Source organism: Parasutterella secunda, assembly GCF_023336895.1.
In the GTDB taxonomy this organism is placed as follows: domain Bacteria; phylum Pseudomonadota; class Gammaproteobacteria; order Burkholderiales; family Burkholderiaceae_F; genus Aphodousia; species Aphodousia faecalis.
In genome coordinates this window covers 25915-47539 of the sequence record NZ_JAMBLT010000007.1, presented here as the reverse complement: position 1 = coordinate 47539, position 21625 = coordinate 25915, and the positions used below count along the sequence as shown (strand labels likewise).

18 protein-coding genes and 1 tRNA gene are annotated in these 21625 nt (G+C 46.9%); 13 read left to right on the top strand and 6 right to left on the bottom strand.

Translation table 11 applies throughout. The annotated features are described in order from the left end of the window. The first annotated feature begins 11 nt into the window (after window positions 1–11). Window positions 12–1043, top strand: a complete 1032-nt coding sequence (locus tag M3080_RS06680) for a tetratricopeptide repeat protein (protein WP_249092427.1) — start codon at window positions 12–14, stop codon at window positions 1041–1043. A 58-nt stretch (window positions 1044–1101) separates the two neighbouring features. On the opposite strand, the gene rlmB is transcribed toward M3080_RS06680, so the two are convergent. Together rlmB and M3080_RS06670 are read right to left on the bottom strand one after the other, a co-directional pair. Then, window positions 1102–1854: a 23S rRNA (guanosine(2251)-2'-O)-methyltransferase RlmB gene (gene rlmB / locus M3080_RS06675; RefSeq protein WP_249092426.1), complete on the bottom strand. Its 753-nt coding sequence runs from the start codon at window positions 1852–1854 to the stop codon at window positions 1102–1104. A 43-nt stretch (window positions 1855–1897) separates the two neighbouring features. Continuing rightward, on the bottom strand, window positions 1898–4312 hold the full coding sequence (locus M3080_RS06670) for a ribonuclease R family protein (protein WP_249092425.1): 2415 nt from the start codon (window positions 4310–4312) through the stop codon (window positions 1898–1900). A gap of 16 nt (window positions 4313–4328) precedes the next feature. On the opposite strand from M3080_RS06670, the gene M3080_RS06665 reads away from it, so the two are divergent. After that, window positions 4329–4413: transfer RNA gene (locus M3080_RS06665), tRNA-Leu, on the top strand. A 288-nt stretch (window positions 4414–4701) separates the two neighbouring features. Here M3080_RS06665 and M3080_RS06660 read toward each other — a convergent pair. Next, complete coding sequence (locus M3080_RS06660; protein WP_249092424.1) at window positions 4702–5664, bottom strand: DMT family transporter; 963 nt, start codon at window positions 5662–5664, stop codon at window positions 4702–4704. A 190-nt stretch (window positions 5665–5854) separates the two neighbouring features. Here M3080_RS06660 and M3080_RS06655 point away from each other — a divergent pair, with 190 nt between their 5' ends. The 11 genes from M3080_RS06655 (at window position 5855) to M3080_RS06605 (ending at window position 20391) form a co-directional block, all read left to right on the top strand. Then, on the top strand, window positions 5855–6751 hold the full coding sequence (locus M3080_RS06655; protein WP_249092423.1) for a DMT family transporter: 897 nt from the start codon (window positions 5855–5857) through the stop codon (window positions 6749–6751). 27 nt (window positions 6752–6778) lie between these two features. After that, window positions 6779–7117, top strand: a complete 339-nt coding sequence (locus tag M3080_RS06650; protein ID WP_249092422.1) for a hypothetical protein — start codon at window positions 6779–6781, stop codon at window positions 7115–7117. A 218-nt stretch (window positions 7118–7335) separates the two neighbouring features. Beyond that, window positions 7336–8538, top strand: coding sequence for an amino acid aminotransferase (locus tag M3080_RS06645; RefSeq protein WP_249092421.1), 1203 nt, complete (start codon window positions 7336–7338; stop codon window positions 8536–8538). Window positions 8539–8796: 258 nt separating this feature from the next. Next, window positions 8797–10926, top strand: a complete 2130-nt coding sequence (locus tag M3080_RS06640; protein WP_249092420.1) for an autotransporter outer membrane beta-barrel domain-containing protein — start codon at window positions 8797–8799, stop codon at window positions 10924–10926. 378 nt (window positions 10927–11304) lie between these two features. Next, window positions 11305–11652 (top strand): autotransporter outer membrane beta-barrel domain-containing protein, encoded by a 348-nt coding sequence (locus tag M3080_RS06635; RefSeq protein WP_249092419.1) that lies wholly within the window; start codon window positions 11305–11307, stop codon window positions 11650–11652. A gap of 219 nt (window positions 11653–11871) precedes the next feature. Next, window positions 11872–13125 (top strand): MFS transporter, encoded by a 1254-nt coding sequence (locus M3080_RS06630; protein WP_249092418.1) that lies wholly within the window; start codon window positions 11872–11874, stop codon window positions 13123–13125. A 95-nt stretch (window positions 13126–13220) separates the two neighbouring features. Beyond that, window positions 13221–14123 (top strand): 50S ribosomal protein L3 N(5)-glutamine methyltransferase, encoded by a 903-nt coding sequence (gene prmB, locus M3080_RS06625; protein ID WP_249092417.1) that lies wholly within the window; start codon window positions 13221–13223, stop codon window positions 14121–14123. Then, a complete protein-coding gene (locus M3080_RS06620; RefSeq protein WP_249092416.1) occupies window positions 14123–16021 on the top strand; it encodes an ABC-F family ATP-binding cassette domain-containing protein in 1899 nt (632 codons plus the stop codon). The genes prmB and M3080_RS06620 overlap by 1 nt, the downstream gene beginning before the upstream one ends. Window positions 16022–16055: 34 nt before the next feature. Further along, window positions 16056–16856, top strand: coding sequence for an LTA synthase family protein (locus M3080_RS06615; RefSeq protein ID WP_249092415.1), 801 nt, complete (start codon window positions 16056–16058; stop codon window positions 16854–16856). Between the two features lie 87 nt (window positions 16857–16943). Then, on the top strand, window positions 16944–19013 hold the full coding sequence (locus tag M3080_RS06610) for an LTA synthase family protein (RefSeq protein WP_249092414.1): 2070 nt from the start codon (window positions 16944–16946) through the stop codon (window positions 19011–19013). Window positions 19014–19113: 100 nt separating this feature from the next. Then, window positions 19114–20391: a M20/M25/M40 family metallo-hydrolase gene (locus M3080_RS06605; RefSeq protein ID WP_249092413.1), complete on the top strand. Its 1278-nt coding sequence runs from the start codon at window positions 19114–19116 to the stop codon at window positions 20389–20391. A 48-nt stretch (window positions 20392–20439) separates the two neighbouring features. On the opposite strand, the gene M3080_RS06600 is transcribed toward M3080_RS06605, so the two are convergent. Genes M3080_RS06600 through M3080_RS06590 form a run of 3 tightly spaced genes read right to left on the bottom strand, consistent with a single transcriptional unit; the run spans window position 20440 to window position 21599 of the window. Then, window positions 20440–20652, bottom strand: a complete 213-nt coding sequence (locus tag M3080_RS06600; protein ID WP_249092412.1) for a hypothetical protein — start codon at window positions 20650–20652, stop codon at window positions 20440–20442. A 3-nt stretch (window positions 20653–20655) separates the two neighbouring features. Next, window positions 20656–21153 carry a hypothetical protein gene (locus M3080_RS06595; protein WP_249092411.1) on the bottom strand — a complete coding sequence of 166 codons (498 nt, stop codon included), beginning with the start codon at window positions 21151–21153 and terminating at the stop codon, window positions 20656–20658. Between the two features lie 17 nt (window positions 21154–21170). After that, window positions 21171–21599, bottom strand: a complete 429-nt coding sequence (locus M3080_RS06590; protein WP_249092410.1) for a DUF1178 family protein — start codon at window positions 21597–21599, stop codon at window positions 21171–21173. Window positions 21600–21625: the final 26 nt, after the last annotated feature.

The following is a 21625-nucleotide window of genomic DNA, read 5'->3' as shown; positions in this document are numbered from 1 at the left end:
CCGACGACACCATGGCTGCACGAGCAAAAAAAGCTGAAGTCAACCGAAACGCCAGAGCCAACTATGTGCTCGGGCTTTTGGGCGGCGTTGCGCTCTCCCCGCCTCAAGCTTCCAAAGAAGCCATGCAGTACTACGCTCGCGCTGCCGCTGAAGGCAACCCTGACGCTCAGTACCAACTCGCCAAATTACTGGTGGAAGGCCAAACGCTCTCAACCAACAACCGTGCGGCCTTAAAGTGGCTCAAAAAAGCCGTTGAAAAAGACCATGCGGCCAGTCAACATCTTTTGGGCGTTATGTACTTAAAAGGCCAAGGCGTCACGCGAGATGCCCAGCGCGCATTGGAACTCTTTCGTCAAGCGGCCATTTCCGGCAACGCAGAAGCTGAATACGATCTGGGTTGCGCCTTAATGGATGGCATTGCAGGCGAAAAAGATGACTACCAAGCTTTGCGCTGGTTTAGGCTTGCCGGAGCCCAAGGTCATGTTAAAAGTCAATACCGGGTGGGATACACGCTGGCTCACGGCGCCGGCTGCCAGATTGATCTTCAGCAGGCTTCCACGTGGCTCAGAAAAGCGGCGGTAAACGGAGATCCCAAAGGACAGTACGAATTCGGACTTTTATTTATCCATCCGGACTACCCTAAGCGAAACGAAGAGGAAGCCTTTCGGTGGATCAGACTTTCAGCCATCGCCGGTTTTGCGCCCGCTCAGTACCAGCTTGCGCTTTTTTATCAGGCTGGAGAAGGGACACTTGCCTCTTACGAAGAAGCCTTCACTTGGGCAAGACGCGCGGCCGCCCAAGGCGAAGAAAAAGCCCTCTTGCTTTTAGCCAGTCTCTACCGTTTTGGCGCAGGCACTTCTGCCAACATCACAGCCGCCTACGCGATTGCTTCTTATCTTTCAGGCACTGAAAACCCCAATGCCACGGCGCTTTTACAGACGCTTGAACCTCAAATTGCGGCCGGTGACCGTGCTCGAGTTCAGAAAATGCTCTCTTCAACAAAAAGCGCTCTAGAGCTTATCGAAAATATCTCTACACTTTAGGCAAATAAAAAGGCAAGCTCCTCAACCAGAACTTGCCCTCTCACTGAAAACGGAAAAATTATCGACCGTTTTTCAAATAACGTTGACGCACGCTTTCAAAAAGACAGATACCCGTGGCAACGGAGACATTCAGACTTTCCACTGAACCCGTTAAAGGGATCTTAGCCAAATCGTCACAGCGTTTACGTGTTAACTGACGCAAGCCCGGGCCTTCGGCGCCCATCACCCAGGCAAAGGCACCGGTCTGATCAAAGTCATAAATCGTCTTCGTGGCTTCGCCTGCAGCCCCCACCACCGTCACGCCGGCATCGCGCAATTCAACAATGGCGCTGGCCAAATTCGTCAGGGTTACAACAGGGACCGTTTCAGCTGCTCCTGCCGCAGCCTTGGCCGCCGCCGGCGTAACAGTTGCCGAGCGGTCTTTCGGAATAATCACAGCGTGAACGCCTGCCGCATCCGCAGAGCGCAAACAAGCTCCGAAATTCCTCGGGTCGGTAATGCCATCGAGAATTAAGAATAGAGAGTCCGAACGAATCTCATCCATCAATTCATCAAATGTCAGGCTCACTTCCAAAGGTTTGGCCATGGCCACAATACCCTGATGGGGAATGTCTCCGGAAACCATACCGTTTAAGCGGTCGTGTCCGGCTTGCATGACACGCACGCCCAAACTTTCCAGTTCAGCGCGCATCTGACTCATGCGCTTGTCACGCCTTTGCGGATCAACATACACACATACGATTGAATCCGGATCTTTTCTCAGGCGGGCTCCCACAGCGTGAAAACCTGCCAAAATAATGTTCTTTGCCATACAAAAATTAAATTACTTTATTAATCAAACCTGCTCATTGTAATCAATGACGCGACCGACTGATACGAAAATCAATCCGTCTGCGATCTTCATCGACTTCAATCAAACTCACCGTTACCACGTCACCCACGGCATACACCTCACCGAACGATTGTCCCAGCAGGGTACCTTCGGGTGTGTAGACATAGTAGTCAAAACCAATATTGGAAATATGCACAAAGCCTTCAACAAAGATTTCCTGAAGCTGCACATAAAGACCAAATGAAGTAATCGCCGTAATTCGGGCTTTAAATTTTTGCTTATCCGAAGCAATAGTCTTCATGTAGCGGCACTTGAGCCAAGCGGTGACATCGCGACTCGCATCATCGGCCCGTCGTTCACAGGCGCTCGTGATCTTGCCGAGTTCCACCCAGGCACCGCGAGACGGATCCGTTGCTCCCGCCGCCTCTGTTTTTTCAGGCTGCGGCATCGCCAATAGTGTGCGCTTAAGGTTCATGCCGCTTAAGCTATTGAGCACCGAGGTACTGCCCGGATAGACAGTCGGTCTGTAGGTACGCCTTGAGAGAATGCCTCGAATCGTTCGATGAACCAAAAGGTCCGGATAGCGACGAATGGGTGAGGTAAAGTGCGTGTAGCCTTCGTAACCCAAGCCATAGTGGCCGATATTGTCCGGGGAATAAACAGCGCGCTGCATCGAACGCAAAAGCGCCGTTTGAATGACGTCACTATAGGGTTTGCCTTCAACCGCTTCGACGACTTTTTCATAATCGGCTGCCGTCGGCTTATTGCCTCCCAATAGCGTTAGGCCGAAGCCAGAGAGCGTACGGCGCAATTCCAAAAGCTTATCCACCGAGGGTGAATCATGCACACGGTACAAACTGAGCTTTTTATGGCGACTGATAAAGTCCGCGGCGCAGGTATTAGCTGCCAACATACACTCTTCGATCAGTCGGTGCGCATCGTTTGATTCGCGAGCCACGATGGCAATAATGTCACCCTTTTCATCGGTCTTAACCAATGTCTCTTGTGTTGCAAAATCAATGGCCCCACGGATACTGCGAGCCCGTCGAAGAACTTTATAGAGATCATATAAAGTATCAAGACCCGTTCTCACCGCCTGCGGCACTTTTTCATCCGTTACAGCTTCGTTAGAAAGGTACTTCCAGGCATTGGTGTAGGTCAAACGGGCGTGAGAATGGATAACGGCCGGATAGAACTGATAAGCCTTCACCGTTCCGAGCGAATCAATCACCATATCGCAAACCATGGATAAGCGATCAACGCCGGGATTTAATGAGCAAAGACCATTACAGAGCTTTTCGGGCAACATCGGAATCACTCGGCGCGGGAAATAAACCGAAGTGCTTCTGAGCTGAGCATCACGGTCAATGTCCGAATTGGGTTTGACGTAATAGCTCACATCGGCAATGGCCACGAGCAACCGATAGGCACCTTTCCCTTCGGGTTGAGCGTATACCGCATCGTCAAAGTCTCTCGCGTCTTCACCGTCAATAGTGCAAAACGGAACGTCACGCAAATCCACCCGGCGCGCTCTGTCTTTGGCCAATACCTTATTGGGGAGTTTTTCAGCTTCCAGAACCGTTGCCGGTGAAAACTCATGCGGAAGGTTAAATTGACGAACGGCCAACTCAATTTCCAAATCGGCATCGCTATCCACATCAAGTTCGCGATCCATGCGAACGTAGACTCGCGGATCATCTTTAGAGGGGTAACGATCAATGACGGCAATCGCCTTCTTATCAACCCAAGACTCTAAAACCGTGTCAGGATCTAAGAACTTCACACTTAAATTGCACAGTCTCGGATCGTATTTCTTGAAGTGATACGTCACCTTGCCGTGTTTAGAGGTTGTTTTCTTAACTTCACCGACAATTTCCGAGATGGAATGCTCGACCACCTCAGTGACATTAGCGTAAAGATAAGGATCATCCCAAGGCTCGGAAGAATGTGCGGAGCGGAAAATAACCGCATCACCGGGCAAATAAAGTTTGGCTGATTCCTGAGCGATAGAAAAACGCTCACCGGTATCATCATCGACTACATAAGGCGTGCTTTGCGCGGGCGATACAACAATCCCTGTGTGTTCCTTTTTAACCTTATGAGTAAAACACTTTTTCTGGGAATCAAACCGCACACGGCTATCTCCCATCAAGCGATCCAACACTTGAGCAAAAAGCCCTTCATTTAATTTTCTGTATTGACGGGATAAAAGCACATAGAGTTCTGACGTATCCAGATCCGCTGCTGATTGATTAAGAATATCAACAGCCTTTTGGACAAGCTCGGTTATGACGTAATTTTTTACTCGTCCCTGAGAGCCCTTGGATTTCTTGGATGACGCTCTTTTTTCTTTAACAATTTTAGGACGCGGGGTTTTCTTTAAATTTGGCAACTTCGTTTCTCTTTCGTATATAATTGCGATTCTTGTTTCAGGCATTATGCCTGATCCATAAGCCCGGGTGGCGAAATTGGTAGACGCACCAGCTTCAGGTGCTGGCGTTGCGAGACGTATCGGTTCGAGTCCGATCCCGGGCACCAAAAACGCTTAAATAATCATGACAAATGGTTATTTAAGCGTTTTTCTTTTTGTCCCTTCAATCACGCCTGTTATATTTTCTCTACCTGCTTTTCCTAGTATATCGGAGAATTGTGACAGGTCAACAATATATTCTTAACTGGAAGAAAACAGGTGACTTTCGGTTCTCTTTCAAGTGTTTTTTTACTAATACGTTGGACTCAATTCAATTGTCTTCGATTTCGTTACTGACAAACTACCTTAATGTATTAATAGAATTGTTTTAATATTAAATTAATATCATTTCAAATTTATTTTAATTGGCGTTTTTGTAAAACTTCCAATTGCTTCTTCTGAATTGCCGCCTGTTCTTTCGCACTCACACTATGCGTAACCAAATAAACACCGACAAAAATAAAGACAACGGCAAACGCCTTTGACCATGACAGAGAATCCAGTCCCATCGCAACAGCGGCTAAGCACCCTACAACAGGCTGTACATAGTTATACATGGCTGCAACGGTAGGCTTTAGATTTCGCTGGCCGACGACAATCAAGAGGTAAGAGAAAAAGGTACCGCCGACGACCACATAGGCGACACTTAGCCATTCGTTTAGGCTAAGAGAAAACCAAGGAGTCGAGGTTAATGATGAAAATGAAAACGGAAAAATACAAAGTGAAGCGAATGTAAACATCCACTTCATCGTTGTAAATAGGTTGTAGCGAGTCACCAAATCTTTAAAGCGCACAACGTAAAAAGCAAAACTCAATTGGGCGCTGGCTACGAGCAAATCGCCCCAAATATTACTTTCGATGGCGGGATTAGCCGCGACATCCGTTTTGGACATAATAAGCGTCAAAGCACCGACAGCTCCCATCAGAATGCCAACGAGCTTTTTCAAAGTGATTGGATCTTTTAAAACAATCGCGGCGAGCACCATCGCCCACAAGGGCATCGTCGAAGTCAGAATGGTGGCGTTACCCGGTGTCGTCAGACCAACGCCAAAAACATAACTGCCCTGATTAAAAATAATGGCGAAAAGGCTAGCCAGAAAAAGTCTGAATAAGTCCGCTTTAGCCACCTTTTCATACGGTGCAAAAAAGGACGCAAGCCAAAACAAAACCGCCGCCCCGAAAATTCTTAAGTCGGTTAAAACAAGTGGCGTCACCAGGCCGCCGACCATCACCACTTTGGCAATCGGCGCCATCATGCCCCAAATAATATTGGCGCCTGCCGCACAGCTGTGTCCTAAAAGAGCCGACTGTCTGATCATGAAAGACCTGCCTTTCTTTTTGCTTTATTTTTGAAGAAGCCAAAATTATAGAGAGGCAATCCAGTGCTGAAAGAAGAAATCAGTCTAAAACTAATTAAAACATCCGAGCAAACACTACCTTTCGGTAAAGACATAACAGGCATACAATGTCAGGACTTAACTGCGCAAAAAAGAAAAGGATTCTTTATTTATGATGAAACAATCGCTTTGGGCGCTGGCGGCGGCCGCCTGTTTTTCCTTTATGGCGGTTTTTGTAAAACTCTGCAGCGGCCATTTCGGATCCCTTGAACTCGTGTTCTACCGGTCGCTCATTGGCATTGTCACCATTTCCATGTTTGTGCGCTCACAGGGCCTGTCGCTTCGTACGGAACATTTTGGCGGACACATCAAACGCGCAGTCTTAGGCACTATTTCTGTCGGTCTGTGGTTCTTCACCATCGGCGAAATGCCGCTTGGTACCAACATGACCTTGATCTACACCACCCCGCTATTTATGGCGGCCAATTTCATCATTCTGGCTTTTATTAAAAAGGAATCAGCCCCCTGGGGTGTTATTCTGGCTATCCTTTTTGGCTTTGCGGGTGTTTCCACCGTGCTTCAGCCCACGTTTGATGAAGGCTACCTCATCCCCGCATTGATTTGTCTTTTTGTTGCCTTCATTGACTTGGTTGTTTACTGGCAAATTAAAGAATTGGGCAATCTCAAGGAGCCTTCCTGGCGCATCGTGTTTTACTTTTCCATGTTCGGTGCGGTTTTCGGCGTATTGGGAAGTTATATTTTTGAAGACGGCATGCATATGCCGACGCTGGAGTCCGGTGCCTACTTGGTCGGCATGGGCATCTGCGCTACCCTGGGCCAAATTTGTACCACCCGCTCTTACGCTTACGGCAACATGCTCTTGAGTTCTTGCCTTGGCTTTTCCGCCATTCCCTTCTCGGCCCTGGTCAGTTTCGCCCTCTTTAGTGAAACGGTCACCATGTTGGGCTTAGTCGGCATGGCCATGATTATTATTTCCGGCGTTTGCGCTACTATTTACACTAAACGGACGGAAGCGGCGAACAAAGCTCGCAAGGCCGCTGCTTCTTAAACTTTTCTATCAATCATGAGGTTAAAAATGGATAAGAAAGAACCCCAAAAGGAACAAACCGTCCAACAACAGGAACCGAATGTTTGGGTTTGTGACGCTGTGGCCGTCACGCACTGTGACGTGAGCGACAAGGGTGTGGTTTACACAGTGACCTGGACGGACTTCATGGGCCTGCAACACTCCGCCAAGGTTAAGCGCGAAGATTGCTATTTTGACTTTGCGAATGTTTTAAAGACGCTGGTCAAGGGCGGCTATCGCTACAACACCATGATTGCCCAAGCTCCGGCTATCATTCAACAACGCCTCACGGCTTTCCGTCCGACACAAGAAAGCGTGAAAAAAGCCATAGAAGCGATGAAGAAATAATCTCAAAACCTCTTAACGTTTTGTGCCCGGGCGAAGTCATCACGGCTTCGCCATTTTTGTAAATGAAGAATTCAATCCTTACCTTTATTTAGTGAAAAGCACGTAGATGGCGGTAAATTTTCAACCTTAATTACCGCTTTTTACTTAGAAAATTCAATCACGCACTTCACAAGCCTGATTTATATTGGAGAAAGTAAACTTTTGTGAAAGGAATGCCGATGAATGAATCCATTTTTTCTACTGTGAGTGCGGTTCCCGATGATCCCATCTTAAGTCTTACAGGTAAATTTCTTGCCGATCCCCGCGACTGTAAGGTCAATCTTGGTGTCGGAATGTATTTGGATGAAAACGGCGTCACGCCGGTTCTTGATGTCGTCCGTGAAGCTGAACTAGCCATTGCCGCAGAACACCGCCCCCACACTTATATTCCTCAAACAGGTCTTCCCCTCTACGACCGATTGGTTCAGGAACTGATTTTCGGGAAAGATAGTGAGATCGTTTCCTCCAAACGCGCCTGCACCGTGCAAACGCTCGGTGGCACAGGAGCCCTTAAACTCGGTGTTGATTTAATGCATTGGGCCTGCGGTCTTAATGTCGGAGCGACTTCAAAGCCCACTTGGACCAATCACAATGACATTCTTCGGCTTGCCGGCTATTCCGTGACGGGTTACCGCTATTACGATGCATCAAGCAACAGCGTGGACTTTTGCGCAATGGCACAAGACTTAAAGGCATTGCCTGAAAAAACACTCGTTATTTTGCACGCCTGCTGCCACAACCCGACGGGCTATGACTTGTCCGTTGATCAATGGATGGAAGTCATAGACATTTGCCGCGCCCGTCACCTGATCCCGTTTTTGGACATGGCCTATCAGGGATTTAAAAAAGGCTTGGACGAGGATGCTCAAACCATCCGCCTTTTTGCAGACTCAGGACTTAATTTCCTGGCGGCTTCCTCATTTTCCAAATCGTTTAATCTCTATGGAGAAAGAATCGGCGCTTTGACAGTCGTGACGCAATCTGAAGATGAAGCCCTACGGGTCACCACTCATCTAAAAACCTGCGCACGGGCCAATTACTCCAATCCGCCGACGTTCGGAGGCCGCATTGTAGAAAGCGTCTTAGCGGATCCTGAAAAATTTAAGCGTTGGGAATCGGAATTGGCCGACATGAGAAACCGCATTCTTTCGATGCGACAAGCTCTAGCCGATGAAATGAAAGCCATTGGTGCTAAGCGGGATTTTTCATTTGTGACACAACAAGCCGGTATGTTCTCGTTTACGGGACTAACGCCTGAGCAAGTTGATCGTCTCGCCACTGAATTTGGAATTTATGCGGTGAGAAATGGACGGATCTGCGTTTGCGGATTAAATGAAAAGAATGTGAAGTACGTGGCAAGTAGTTTTGCTTCTGTTCTCTAAATAGTCATCATTCAGTCATTTTTTCAAATCGGCGATTTTCGGTTGAAAGTCGCCGATTTTGCGTTTGATCAAAATTTAAAATTGTCGACTTTTTTTTATAAATAACTTTTTCGTTTTTTTATAGAAGAATCAAAATGTTATTGATTGGTAATGCAAAATTATTAAGGGTTAATACTAAATACCGATTTTCTTGATGGTTATTTTTTGTTTTGAGAAAATTCCAAGTCACAATTTTTTAAGTTAAAGATAGGGATAATTATGCGATATACCCCCCCCCAATTTTTAAGTCCTAAATATCCACTGACCATAGCTGTGCTAGCGTGTTTTGCGGTAACAAGTGATGCTCAAGACTTTAACTATATCGGAGATGTTAATATACACGGCAACCCCAATCAGGGTATTTCTAACGGTACTTATGACAACATAAACGTTCAAATCACAGGTGTTTCAAGTGGTTACTATACAGATACGACTGAAGCCGTAGTTATTCAAAAAAATACCTTAACGGCCACAAAAACGGTTTCTATTGTAAACACAGCTCAACACGACAACATAGACAATAATGGTGCTGTTTACGCAAGAGACAGTGCCACCATCAACTTTAAGGATCTTGACTCTATTTACATTGCCTCAATTGGAGGACAAGAAGGTCGAAACGACAGCACAGCAATCAGCGCTAAAACGCCATATAAAGGAGGAATATCGGGTTTATTTGATACATATACTCAGAATAATAATGTAACAATATCAGGTAAATCCGTTCAGATAATTGGTTCAATAGATGTCACAACCACCATGTTCCATAAAGGAACTAATAAGGTAACGGTTGAACTTTCAAACAAGGATTCATTTTGGTTTGGCAGTGCGATTGGAGAAGGTAATGATTCAATTGTTGACTTGACACTCAAAAATGGTGCCACATGGATTTTTAATGCTTCTGGTTCACTACTCAGCGGTAATGGTAAATTAAGCAATTTAACACTTGAAGATGGCGTCGTAATGCTTGCAGATGATCAGATCTGGAAGACTTACGAAGAAACAATTATCAAAAATACGAATTACAACCTTTCCAACTATAGAAATAAAGATGCTGTTTACGCTACAGTTAAACTGGATAATCTCAAGGGTAGTGGTGGAACTTTTGTAATGGACTTAAATTGGCTCTCTAATCAAGGGCAGAAAACGTACGCTAACGACGGAACCAGTGACTTCATTCAGATCGGTTCTGCTGAAAATGGTTCTAGGCAAGTCGTTCAATTCGATGCTTCCAAAGCTCATCTTGATGAAATGAACTTAGGGGATAAACTTTACTTCGCAAGTGTTGAAAAAGGAGATACTACCTTCACAACAAATGCCGATGGAGAAGTAAATAACTCTAGTGAGTTGTATACGCTCAATTACAGTACAAAAAGCGAAACTGACTTAGAAAACGATAAGACCTATTGGTACTTAACCAAATCACTGGGTCATACCAATGAAAATATTAATTTTTTACACAACGCAACTCTGGCTTCCTACTCTTTGGTTACGGATCTAGATCGTTTCCATGAACGCAGAGGAGAAACCCGTCATAAAGGAACGAATACAGATGGCCTTTGGGTTCGTTACCGTTTCTCCAATATTGGATACACTAACGAGTTTGACACGGATAAACATATGATTCAAATAGGCTACGACAAAGACGTTTCTACGACTGGGAGTCGGAAAATCGTTGGAGTAGCTTTCGACTACACTCAGGCTGATACTGATTTAAATGGTATTTCTGGAAGCGGAAACAATGACGTATATGGTTTGAATTTTTACTACTCTGTTCTGAGCGATTGTGGTGGATATGCAGACTTTAATGCAAAGATTGGTCGAATCGGTAGTGATTATGATTTAAACAACAACCAGAATGCAAGTATTGGAAGTTCATTCTGGCAAACCTATTACGGTTTAAGTGCTGAAGTAGGATACAAGTACCAACTCAACAATAATCTTTTTATTGAACCTCAAACCCAACTGCAGATCGTACGCATTGAAGGCAATAATTTCACAACTGATGGGGGTATTAAAGCAAATATCGGTGATATCAATAGCATCATTGGTAGGCTTGGATTCCGAAGTGGAATGACCATTAACTCCGGAGAAAATTCTTCTAATGGTTCAATCTACATCATGGGAGACGTTATGCATGAATTCAAGGGAGATTACTCTTTTGATGCCATCGGTCGTACCACTGCCTATCGAAATGAAAACTCAGGATCCGATACCTGGTATGACTTAGGTATCGGCACTGACATAACTTTAAGCGAAAATTCCAAAATATGGCTCAGTTCAAAGTGTATTTTCGGTGGAGAATTTGACAATAGTTGGCAACTCAATGCTGGAATAAGATATTCCTTCTAGCAACTTTTATAAAACCTTTCCAAAGTGCTAATTGCCCATTAGTTAGCCTACTTTGGGAAGGTCAATGGTTTGTTTCAAGAACAAAATTAAAAAAATTACAGTGTTAATCATAATAAACCCAATTATCCATTAGACCTAAAACGGACTTTTAAAGTACCTTTTACCTAATGGGATTCTATTAAGGTTAAATCTTTTAACCTATTGATATTACAATAAGATTTTTTTTTAAAGTGCCTGCAGATGCTATAAATAACCACTTCAGGCTATCAAAATTAGCTTTTCCAACGCTGACATAGGGTAGTTTGACTCTTTGGACACAATTTCTTGAGGCTATTCACTTGAGAAATCCGCTGACTTGATGTTCCTTATCGCACTTCATTGAACCCTACCGTCCCGAAGGTTGATGCCGATAGCGACATTAGCGTGATCGGTCGAGTCGGTCTCAGAGCAGGTAAGGCATTTGAGTCCTCCGATTATGTCGGTGAACTCTACGCCCGCGCCGATGTCTTGCATCAGTTCACGGATGGTCAAGATGCTCAGTTTAGCGACCTCAGCAACAAGGTGGGCGTCACCTGGGGTGACAAAGACACCTGGTCGACATTCGGTGTCGGTGGCTACTTGAACTGGAAAGACAACATGTCCTTCCAAGTCGATATTGAAAGAACGGCCGGCGGCGAAACAATTGACACATGGCTTGTGTCCGGACGTGTCAATTACCTCTTCTAGTCGTTTCACTTCTTAACCACCAATCGGCAAGCCTAAAAACTTGCCGATTGTGTTTTGAAGAATGCTTTTCATTCACACTCTCGATTATTAGTTTAACTTCTCAAACCAATCTCAATACCAATTGAATGTGACATAATTCGCTGTCACATCATGGCTCGATGATAAACCGTCGGCTTTTCTCTTTTATCGTGTTGATTTGATTGCTAATCGTGATTATCCATGGCCATCGAATTTGAAAAGAAATCACTTGCGCATCCGGAGGGCGACGCCATTAAAAGGCGTGGCTTTTCTTTTTTCGTGGCCGCCTTTTGTTTAATCACCTGTTTTGTCACTGCCGCAACCGCCATTCCGATGATGGCCTACTGGGTGCAAGACCTCAAGCTTTCCTCTTCCGAAGTGGCCATGAGCGTTGTCAGTTACTTCGCGGGCTGCGTTCTCACGCTTATTCTTTTTGCGCGTCTTTCTAACTTTTTAGGCAGAAAGCCCGTTGTCATCGCTGCACTTGCGTTTGGCGCCATTGCCTGTTACTTATTTTCTGTCGGACAATCAGCAAGCGATCTTTATATTGGACGCTTTCTTCAGGGACTGTCTTGTGGCCTGGCAACCAGCGCCTGCATGTCCTGGGTCGTTGATACGGCACCGCCTGCCCGAGCTTGGCTAGGCACAGCCATGACGTCGGCCGGGCCCAACATTGGCCTATCGCTTGGAACGCTTCTCACGGGACTTATCATTGAGTACAACGTCCTCAACCCAGCACTTCTCTTTGATGCCTGCGTGGCGCTGCTTATTTTCTGCATTGTCTTGGCTGTCTTAGGCACCGAAACCATGAGACTAGGAACCGAAAGTATCGGTCAAGTACTCATTCCTAAAATCGCCATCCCCGCTCGTTTAAGACGCCTCTTTATTTTGAGCATCACCGCTTTTATCGGTACGTGGGGCGTAAGCAGTTTCTTTCAAGGCTTCTCCGCTCAATTTGCTCAAATCGTATTTGGAGAAAGCAGTGTTTTACTTGCAGCGATCACGTACTTGCTTTTGATTATTCCGATCGCCGTTTTCGGATTGATAAGCAGGCGCTTTAATCCGAGTAAAACACTTTTGCTCATGAGCACAGGTTTTCTCTTTGGGGCGGGAGGTGTTTTCCTAACGCTTGATATGCAGTCCCCTGCACTATTTATGATTTTTGTCGTTATTTGCGGCGCCGCGCAAGGCGGCACTTGCTGCAGCGGACTAAAACTATTACTCATGGACGCCACGTTGCGTGAACGCGCTGGTCTCATTTCTGCCCTTTATCTAGGAGCCTACGTGGGATCCGGCATTCCCAATTTCTCCATCGGTCAATTGGCCAAAGACGTTTCCATGACAACCATTGCAAACGGATTTTGTCTTTGGATTGTCGTCATGTGGCTCATCATCGTGCTGACTTTTGTCTTGATAAAAAGAAAGCCCAGCGAAACTGAAAAGAAACGCTTCTGATTTGGGTACCTTTCTGACCTTTTACACTCCCCTCTACAAGTGTTCTGGGTTAAAATAGCACCCTGTTTTGAAGCTTGATTTTTAAAAGAATTTTTATGATTACCGATAACGACGTTCATCAATGCCGACTGCAGACCATCCGTGATGTCATCCGTTATGCGATGACGCAGTTTGAGATCAATAATATTTTCTGCGGTCATGGCTGCGCTGACACATACGAAGAAGCTTACTTCTTAGTATTGCGCTCTTTAAAGCTTAACTTCGAGGACTCGGATCGTTTCTGGGACGCCCGCGTTTCCAATGCCGAACTCAAGATGCTTTTAGAGCGCATCGAAAAGCGTGCTGTTGAAAAAATCCCGACACCTTACCTTTTGCAGGAAGCTTGGTTAATTGACCATCCCTTCTTTTGCGATGAACGCGTGATTATTCCCCGCTCATACATTGCCGAACTCTTAAAAGACGAGTTGGCACCGTGGGTTTCTAATCCAGAAAACGTCACGCGCGTGCTTGATTTATGCACGGGCTCGGGTTGCCTGGGCATTATCGCAGCCGAAGTCTTCCCCAATGCGAAGGTTGACTGCGTGGATATCAGCCAGGATGCACTCGATGTTGCCAAAATCAATGTTGAACGCTACGGCATGCAGGATCGAATCGAACTCATTAAGAGTGATCTTTTCAATGAATTGGATGACCGTCAGTACGATGTGATCATTAGCAATCCTCCCTATGTCACTCAAGAAGCAATGGATAACCTCCCCGGTGAATACCGTCACGAACCGGCTTTAGCTTTAGGGGCTGGAGACGACGGCCTGGATATCGTGCGCCGCCTGATGACGGATTCAAAAGCTCATCTCACGAACCGCGGTGTCATGGTGGTTGAAGTGGGTGATGGAAAAGACGCCTGTGAAGCGGCTTATCCCAAAGTGCCCTTTACATGGTTAGCCACTGAAAACGAAGATGCAATGGTCTATCTTTTGCGAAAGGATGAACTTCCGTAATGCTTAGACTTCAAGACGTCAGTCTCATGCGAGGCGTGCGAGTGCTGTATTCGCACGCCACACTTTTGGCCAATCCCGGCGAAAGAATCGGACTCGTGGGCGAAAACGGCTGTGGAAAATCAAGTCTGCTCGCTGCGATTTTAGGCGAAGTCCCCCTTGAAGCCGGTGAGATCAGCGCCCCGGCTCTTGAAAACATCGGTCACGTTGCTCAAGACATTGACACGGTCGATGAAGTCGCTATTGACTGGGTGCTCTCAGGCCACGCTCCCCTCATGGCAGCCCAAAAAGCCTTGGCTGAAGCTAAAGACGATATGAGTGTTGCCAGCGCGCACGCAACCTTGGCCGAACTCAACGAAGGCGCGATCACGGCGCAGGCCAAGATCATCCTGCACGGTTTGGGTTTTACCGAAGAGATGACCACCCATCACGTCAAGGATTTCTCAGGCGGCTGGCGAAACCGTTTGGCTTTGGCGCGCGCGCTCATGTGTCCTGCAGAGCTCCTGCTACTTGACGAACCGACCAACCACCTGGACTTAGATAGCGTCATTTGGCTTGAAGCGTGGTTAAAACGCCAGCATGCGACCACGGTTATCATCAGCCACGACCGTGAGTTCCTGGATCGCTCCGTTAACACCATTTGGAGCATTGAAGACAATACGATTCGCCGCTATGCGGGTAACTACAGCGCCTTTGAAGCTTTGCGGGTAGAAAGACTTCGCGCTCAGGACGCTGCCGCTAAAGCCTATGAGCGCGAAAGCGCCCACCTTCAAAGTTTTATTGACCGATTCCGATATAAAGCAACGAAAGCCCGCCAAGCGCAATCCCGCATCAAAATGCTTGAGCGCTTAAAGGCGGTCGAACCGGTGCGCGCCACCCGTGAATGGCGTTTTGAATTCTTAAAGCCTGAACGCCTGCCGGAGCATTTGGTAGAAGCTCAATCCGTCGCCTTGGGATATGGAGAGAAGGAAATTTTGCATGACGTGAAATTTTCCATCCGTGCCGGTGAGCGAATCGGTGTATTGGGTGTCAATGGAGCCGGCAAATCCACCTTGATTAAAGGGATTTGCAAGGAACTCACCCCCATGGCGGGTGAATTCCGATTCGGACAAGGTCTTCAAATCGGCTACTTTGCCCAGCATCAGCTTGAACAATTGCGAGGCGATGAAACTCCCCTTCAACATCTTCGCCGCAAAGCACCCGATGAACGAGAACAGGTACTGCGCGACTTCCTTGGACGGTTTAAATTCAGCGGTGAGATGGTCAACGCACTGGTTAAACCGTTTTCGGGCGGAGAAAAAGCTCGTCTGGCCTTGGCCCTTTTGGCTTGGGATAAACCGAATCTGATTGTGCTTGACGAACCCACCAATCACTTGGATATGCAAACGCGTGAAGCGTTAACGATGGCGCTTTCCTCCTTTGAGGGCTCAGTCCTACTTGTTTCCCACGACAGACACCTTTTAGCCGCCACAACTGAACGGCTGATGCTCGTTCATGAGGGTAAAGTCAGTGAGTTTGACGGGGACCTTGATGATTACGCCAAGCTCGTTCTCGAAACACGCAAAGCTTCCCTTTCTGCTGAAAAAGCCAAAAGTGAAACGACATCCTCCTCGCCCAACAAGCGGGAAACCAGACAACAGGCCGCGCTTGAGCGTCAACGCATTGCCAATTTAAAGAAACCTTTACAAAAAGAACTGGCACAAGTTGAAAAGAAGTTGGAGCCGCTTTCATCAGAACTTAAAGCTTTGGATGCAAAGCTTGCCGACAGTGGCTTTTACACTCAAGGCGATCAGGATGAAGTGGCCGCCGCGCTCAAGCGCCGCGGAGAGTTAAGCGTTGAGGTCGAGGCACTTGAAGCCCGATGGCTTGAACTATCCGAGGCTATTGAAGCAGTGGTTTAACAAATTCCCTATTTATTTAATTTTGCATAAAAAAATGAAACAACAACGTACGATCAAGGCTCTTGCTCCCGTTCAATGTCCGGAGCATCCCTTCGCGCGCGTGCTCGTGCTTTTCATGAGTCTGGCTGTTTTTGCCTTACTGATTTGCGCACTCAATTTTGTTTTCCGCGAACTTTACATGGATGTCTTTATCACTCAAACCGCTTTGGATAAAGTAGTGGTTAAAGATGAATACATCGATATTTGGATGGTCGGACTTCGATATGACGCGAAGCTTGCTTACTATCTGATGCTGCCGGGTATTGTTGTCTCGCTTTTGGGAGCCTTGGGACCGGCCTTTTTCAGATTATGCTTAAAGATCATTGGTGTTTGGGTAACGTTGAGCGCTGCTTGGCTGATGGCAAGCACCTGCGCCAATATCCATGTTTTAGGTGCAACCGGATTGCCGCTTAACGCGGCCCAAGTCGATCTCTTTTTCAACGCTCCGTTTGCCAACCTTGCGGCTTATTCAAATTCCTACCCGATTTTCTTTGATACCGTCATGACGCTCTTTGTCACAGGTTTGTTTTTAGGCCTTTGGCATCGACTGACGACGATTTTCAGCACCTCGGGATTGTGGAGTCACGTGAACATAATTAATTGGCTCATTTGCCTGTGTTGCTTTTTCGGTTTGGTGTGGACTTCCGCTCAAACGAGCGTCACCTCCATGGATCCTCTCACAGCGGCTCAAGCCAAAATCAGCAAAATCCCGATGGTGAACTATATTGTGATGAATGCTCCGATGAGTATCCATTATTCAGATTCTCACGCAATGCTGGGCGACACTGCCAAATAATCACCTTTTAACGGCGCCGTAAAAATCACGGCGCCTTCTTGTAACCAAGCTTTGATAATCCCTCGTCTAAAAGGCCTTTTCGCTAAAATGTCGAAAACAATAGACTTTGACCGAAAAATGAGCTTTGTCCCAAAAATACATCGTCCAGACTCTCCTCTAGGACGATTTTTATTGCTTTTATGTCAATGTTTTGTCTTGGTGGGCCTTGCCATTGTTTTTATGGCGGCCATCCGAGAACTTTACTTCTGGCTGATCGTCGTCAGGGAAGTCCCCGCAGAGATGATCCAAAGTGATGATGTTTGGAGAATGCGGTATTTAGGCTTGCGATTTGATGCCCGAAGCGGGGCCATTTTGGCCATTATTCCCCTTCTGGCTTGCCTCTTTCTTTTCTACTTCAAGGCAACCTGGAAGCTTTTAATTAAGTTTTTGACGGTCTGGAGCATCTTTGCCTTTTTCGCTGTCGTTTTGCTCTCGGTCTGTAACTTTCACTACATCCAGACATTTCAAACCGCTATCGACATCTTCGTTTTCAACTTCCTACACGAAGAGCCTCAGGCTGTCATGACCACGGTGTGGCAGGATTATCCGATCATCTCAAATTCATTGGGTGTCATCGCGGTAACCGTTTCCCTTTTCTGGTTATGGAAAAAAATCTTTGTTCGATTAAGTGCTTGCGCGCTTTGGGATACGCTCTCAACCATTAAAGCCATTGCGCTTATCGTGGTCGGTGTCATTGCTTTTGTCTTTCTTGCCCGTGGGTCTCTTACTTCACGCTATCCTTTAAGACGCAATAATGCGCAGGTCTCGGTTGTCAAACAAATCAATGAGTTGGTTTTAAACGCTCCGATGGCGCTTTACTACGCGGCGCAGGACCGTAAACACTCTATGAAATTTGAACCGGCCTCACTCAAGCGCGGTGAAAAACTTATGCAGGCCGCTCAGATCAGTTCCCTGACTCAATCAACACCGGTTAACACTCAATTGGCCCAGATCAAGCCTCACGTTGCTTTCTTCATCATGGAAAGCATGGGTTTTAACATGATGAGTTATGACGAGCCAGGCAAAGTGGATTTGATGGGTGCCCTTCGTCCTCATTTTAAGTCTGACTACGTTTTTGAACGTTTTACGTCAGCCGATCTGCACACCATTCAATCGGTCGCTCAGCTCCTATTCTTAAGTCCGGTCTCTCAGGTGAGCACTTCCTCAATTCGAAATGTTCCCCTGCCCGGCACGCCTTTTGAGGTTTATAAAAAAGCGGGCTACCGAACTGTTTTTGTCACATCCGGTACAACAGCATGGGAAAACATGGACGAGTATCTGCCCCTGCAGCATGTTGATGAAGTCTATGATCAAACCCACCTGATGGACGCCTTCGGTTTATCCTCAACAACCGAGTGGGGCGTAGCCGACCACTATGCTTTCAAGTTCGCTGAGGATTTGATAAAGAAATCCGATAAGCCCGTTTTCATGGTGGTGCTTTCCACCTCCAACCATCCGCCCTACCATGTTCCAGAAGGCTATACTCCCAAACCCATCACGGTGCCAGAAGTGATTAATCGTCATTACAACCACGACGATTACGCGCAATCGCTTCTGACCATCATGCAAACGTATCAGTCGAGTGCCGATGCATTGGGGCAAACCATTTCCGCTCTTAAATCCATCAAAAATCGAGCGATGGTGATTGGAGCCACGGCCGACCATCGGATGCTCGGCATGAAGCCCATTGTGACCGATGGCCCCTTTAAGGACGTCGCCGTCCCCTTCTATGTGTGGGCATCAGACGATGTTAAAAAGGCCGTTGACATTCATTTCGATCAAAAACGCGTAGGATCACACAAAGACATTTTCCCGACGCTCTACGCCTTAAGTCTTTCGGATGCCACGTATCGCACCGTGGGTGGGCGAAACCTCTTGGCCGCCGTTGACGATCCTCAAAGGGCATTCGGCTACAACATCTCTTTGTGGATAAATGAAAAAGGTGTCTACAGTCTGAAAGGACCCATCCTGTTTTACCCATGGGCTGATGACAAAACTGACTTTTTAACCGACTACACAAAGATGCGTCAAGCCACTGAGGCGGAGAAAAAGCGGATCGAAGCCTACCGCCAGCTCGATATGTGGCAGCTCAATGAGCGGGCTTGCGGAACAAAATAAAAGAAAATCACAGGTTGATGCCTAAACAAAGCATCAATCTGTTTCTTTTTTAGCGACGGTGCTAAATTAGCAACATCAACAATTTCCTCAAGGAACGATCATGTCCGACAGTCTTCATCCTGACATTCCTGCCATTGACCAAAATGTTTTCTCTGCCATGCAAAGCCTAAAAGAGCTTTCAAAGATTCAAAAAGCTTTGGATATTGCCCAAAAACAAACGGATCAGGCAATGGCAGAGCAAGTGGAGATTTGTGAAATTCCATCGCCGACCTTCCACGAAGAAAAAAGAGCCCAAGAGATCGCCCGCCGCATGAAAGCATACGGTTTAACGGATGTCTCCATTGACGCCATCGGCAACGTGGTCGGTGTGCGCAAAGGCAACGGCCACGGCCCGGTGTTAGTGATCGATGCTCACATGGATACTGTCTTTCCAGAAGGCACGGATGTCACGGTTCGTCGCGAAGATGATACGTACTACGCTCCGGGTATCGGAGACAACACCAGCGGTGTTCGTGCCTTGCTGCAGTTGATCCGCTGCTTTAACGAAGCCGATATTCAAACACAAGGCGACATCATTTTTGTAGGCACCGTGGGAGAAGAAGGCAACGGCGATATTCGTGGAGCCAAATTTATTTGCAATGGCGACAGACACATTGACGGCTATATGGCCATCGATTCCTTTACGGCCGGCGTCGTTGTGATGGGCGGCGTAGGCTGCCACCGTTGGCGCGTTGGCATTAGCGGTCCCGGCGGTCACAGTTTCATGGACTTTGGAAAAATCCCGAGCGCCATTCATGCCATGTGCCACGCAGGCCACCTGATTGATCAGTTAACGCCGCCGAGCGAGCCCTACACCACCTTCAATATCGGAACAATTAAAGGCGGCACGTCTGTGAATACTATTGCCCCGTACTGTGAAGTTGATGTTGATATCAGAAGTATTTCTAATGATGAACTCTTAAAACTTGAAGCTCAGATCTTCCAAGCTTTTGAAGAAGGCGTGGCTAAAGAAAACAAACGCTGGAGCATTACCGATCCCGAAAGAATGCTCAAGCTCACTAAAACACAAATCGGCGATCGACCGGCCGGAGCCCGTCCCGATGATTGCCCCGTTATACAAACGGCTCTTTGCGCACAAAAACTTTTGGGGATTGAATTGACGCAATTTTGCCCGTCAGCGACCGATGCCAATGCCCCCATCAGCAAAAATATTCCTTCAGCCTGTTTGGGTTCGGGCGGATTATCCGAAAAATTCCACTCGTTGGATGAATACTTTGTGGCTCAAGACATCCTTCAAGGGCCGCAGTTAGTCTTATTGGCCGCTTGCGCATTAGTGGGAGCGGAAGATCAAGAACCTTTATTGCCAATTATTAAATAACCAAAAGCGGGGACCTGTCCCCGCTTTCAGCTTATATTGCCGATTTTTTTATTGCTTGGAAGCTTCTGCTTTAAGATCGGGCTCTGCCTGAGCAGGAGCTTGAGCCGGCTCTTCTTTTTCTTCGACCCATTCCGGAAACCAAGCGTCCGGATCATCCACTTCTTTACCCCAGCCCATAATAATCGCGGCGGCCACCACAATGACAAAAAGAATGTTTAAGAATAAACGGATACCCTTTTTTACCTTGGTCATATCGGCCATGATTTATTCCTCATCCTCAAGATTGTCAACGGGAGGGGTTTCATCGGGGGCAAGGCCAGCAAAATAGTGCGCCCAACCGCTCATAAATGCATAGTATTCTTTGCGTGAAATGCTTTCACGGCCTTCTTGCGGTGCACGCGCATGCTCCAAGAAAGCACGTAAAAAACGCTGAAGGGCAAATTCAATCACATCCCCTTCAACATTGACTTCATGACGCGATAAATGTTCTCGAATGGGATCGCCCGCCCAATGCACTTTGCGGTTAACACGTTTATCACGTACTTTGCCTTGGAAAATACCTAAGAGGTCAGAGTAAACATCTTGGGCTTGATCATGAAGATCAGCTGCTTCGGGATGATAGGGTTCATTGGCTTTAATCCATTCGCTTGTCGATACCGTAATGGCGAGCTCTTCAAGAAGCTCCATTACAATATCAGGATTACTCACATCAATGAGCGGCAACTCCTTTGCCGGTTTTGTCAGCTGACCGAATAAAGCCATTTTTAAGACGTCCTCAATTAATTATTTTCGTGCACGACACCTTCGGGCAAAGGCAAAACATTAATGCCTTCATCCAGAAGTTCCTCGGCATCTTCAAGCGTACAGCGACCGTGAATCGTACGCATAGGGGCCTTGCCCTGATGAACAGCCCGAGCTTCCTGCGCAAAGCGCTCACCCACATTTTCACTCCCCTTTAAGAGCTTACGGGCGGCGGTGTACATTTTGCTGCGAATTTCAGCCTCAAGCTCTTTTTCGGATATTTGGGTCTTCGCTTTATCTCTTGAAGCTAAAACATAGGAAGCTGTCGGAACGCGCTTGACGTTCGTCGTATCACAATAGGGGCAAGCCACGAGATGAGCCTTGATTTGTTCGTCCAAACTCTCGACCGAATCAAACCAACCCTCAAATTGATGACCGAATTCACAAACGCAATTAAAAACTTTCACAGCTATTGAGTGCACGGTTTAAACCG

Bases quoted from the DNA above. Each gene is read 5' to 3' on its own strand.
- M3080_RS06680 (WP_249092427.1), top strand. From the start codon at position 12: ATGGCTGCACGAGCAAAAAAAGCTGAAGTCAACCGAAACGCCAGAGCC.
- rlmB (WP_249092426.1), bottom strand. From the start codon at position 1,854: ATGGCAAAGAACATTATTTTGGCAGGTTTTCACGCTGTGGGAGCCCGC.
- M3080_RS06670 (WP_249092425.1), bottom strand. From the start codon at position 4,312: ATGCCTGAAACAAGAATCGCAATTATATACGAAAGAGAAACGAAGTTG.
- M3080_RS06660 (WP_249092424.1), bottom strand. From the start codon at position 5,664: ATGATCAGACAGTCGGCTCTTTTAGGACACAGCTGTGCGGCAGGCGCC.
- M3080_RS06655 (WP_249092423.1), top strand. From the start codon at position 5,855: ATGATGAAACAATCGCTTTGGGCGCTGGCGGCGGCCGCCTGTTTTTCC.
- M3080_RS06650 (WP_249092422.1), top strand. From the start codon at position 6,779: ATGGATAAGAAAGAACCCCAAAAGGAACAAACCGTCCAACAACAGGAA.
- M3080_RS06645 (WP_249092421.1), top strand. From the start codon at position 7,336: ATGAATGAATCCATTTTTTCTACTGTGAGTGCGGTTCCCGATGATCCC.
- M3080_RS06640 (WP_249092420.1), top strand. From the start codon at position 8,797: ATGCGATATACCCCCCCCCAATTTTTAAGTCCTAAATATCCACTGACC.
- M3080_RS06630 (WP_249092418.1), top strand. From the start codon at position 11,872: ATGGCCATCGAATTTGAAAAGAAATCACTTGCGCATCCGGAGGGCGAC.
- prmB (WP_249092417.1), top strand. From the start codon at position 13,221: ATGATTACCGATAACGACGTTCATCAATGCCGACTGCAGACCATCCGT.
- M3080_RS06620 (WP_249092416.1), top strand. From the start codon at position 14,123: ATGCTTAGACTTCAAGACGTCAGTCTCATGCGAGGCGTGCGAGTGCTG.
- M3080_RS06615 (WP_249092415.1), top strand. From the start codon at position 16,056: ATGAAACAACAACGTACGATCAAGGCTCTTGCTCCCGTTCAATGTCCG.
- M3080_RS06610 (WP_249092414.1), top strand. From the start codon at position 16,944: ATGTCGAAAACAATAGACTTTGACCGAAAAATGAGCTTTGTCCCAAAA.
- M3080_RS06605 (WP_249092413.1), top strand. From the start codon at position 19,114: ATGTCCGACAGTCTTCATCCTGACATTCCTGCCATTGACCAAAATGTT.
- M3080_RS06600 (WP_249092412.1), bottom strand. From the start codon at position 20,652: ATGGCCGATATGACCAAGGTAAAAAAGGGTATCCGTTTATTCTTAAAC.
- M3080_RS06595 (WP_249092411.1), bottom strand. From the start codon at position 21,153: ATGGCTTTATTCGGTCAGCTGACAAAACCGGCAAAGGAGTTGCCGCTC.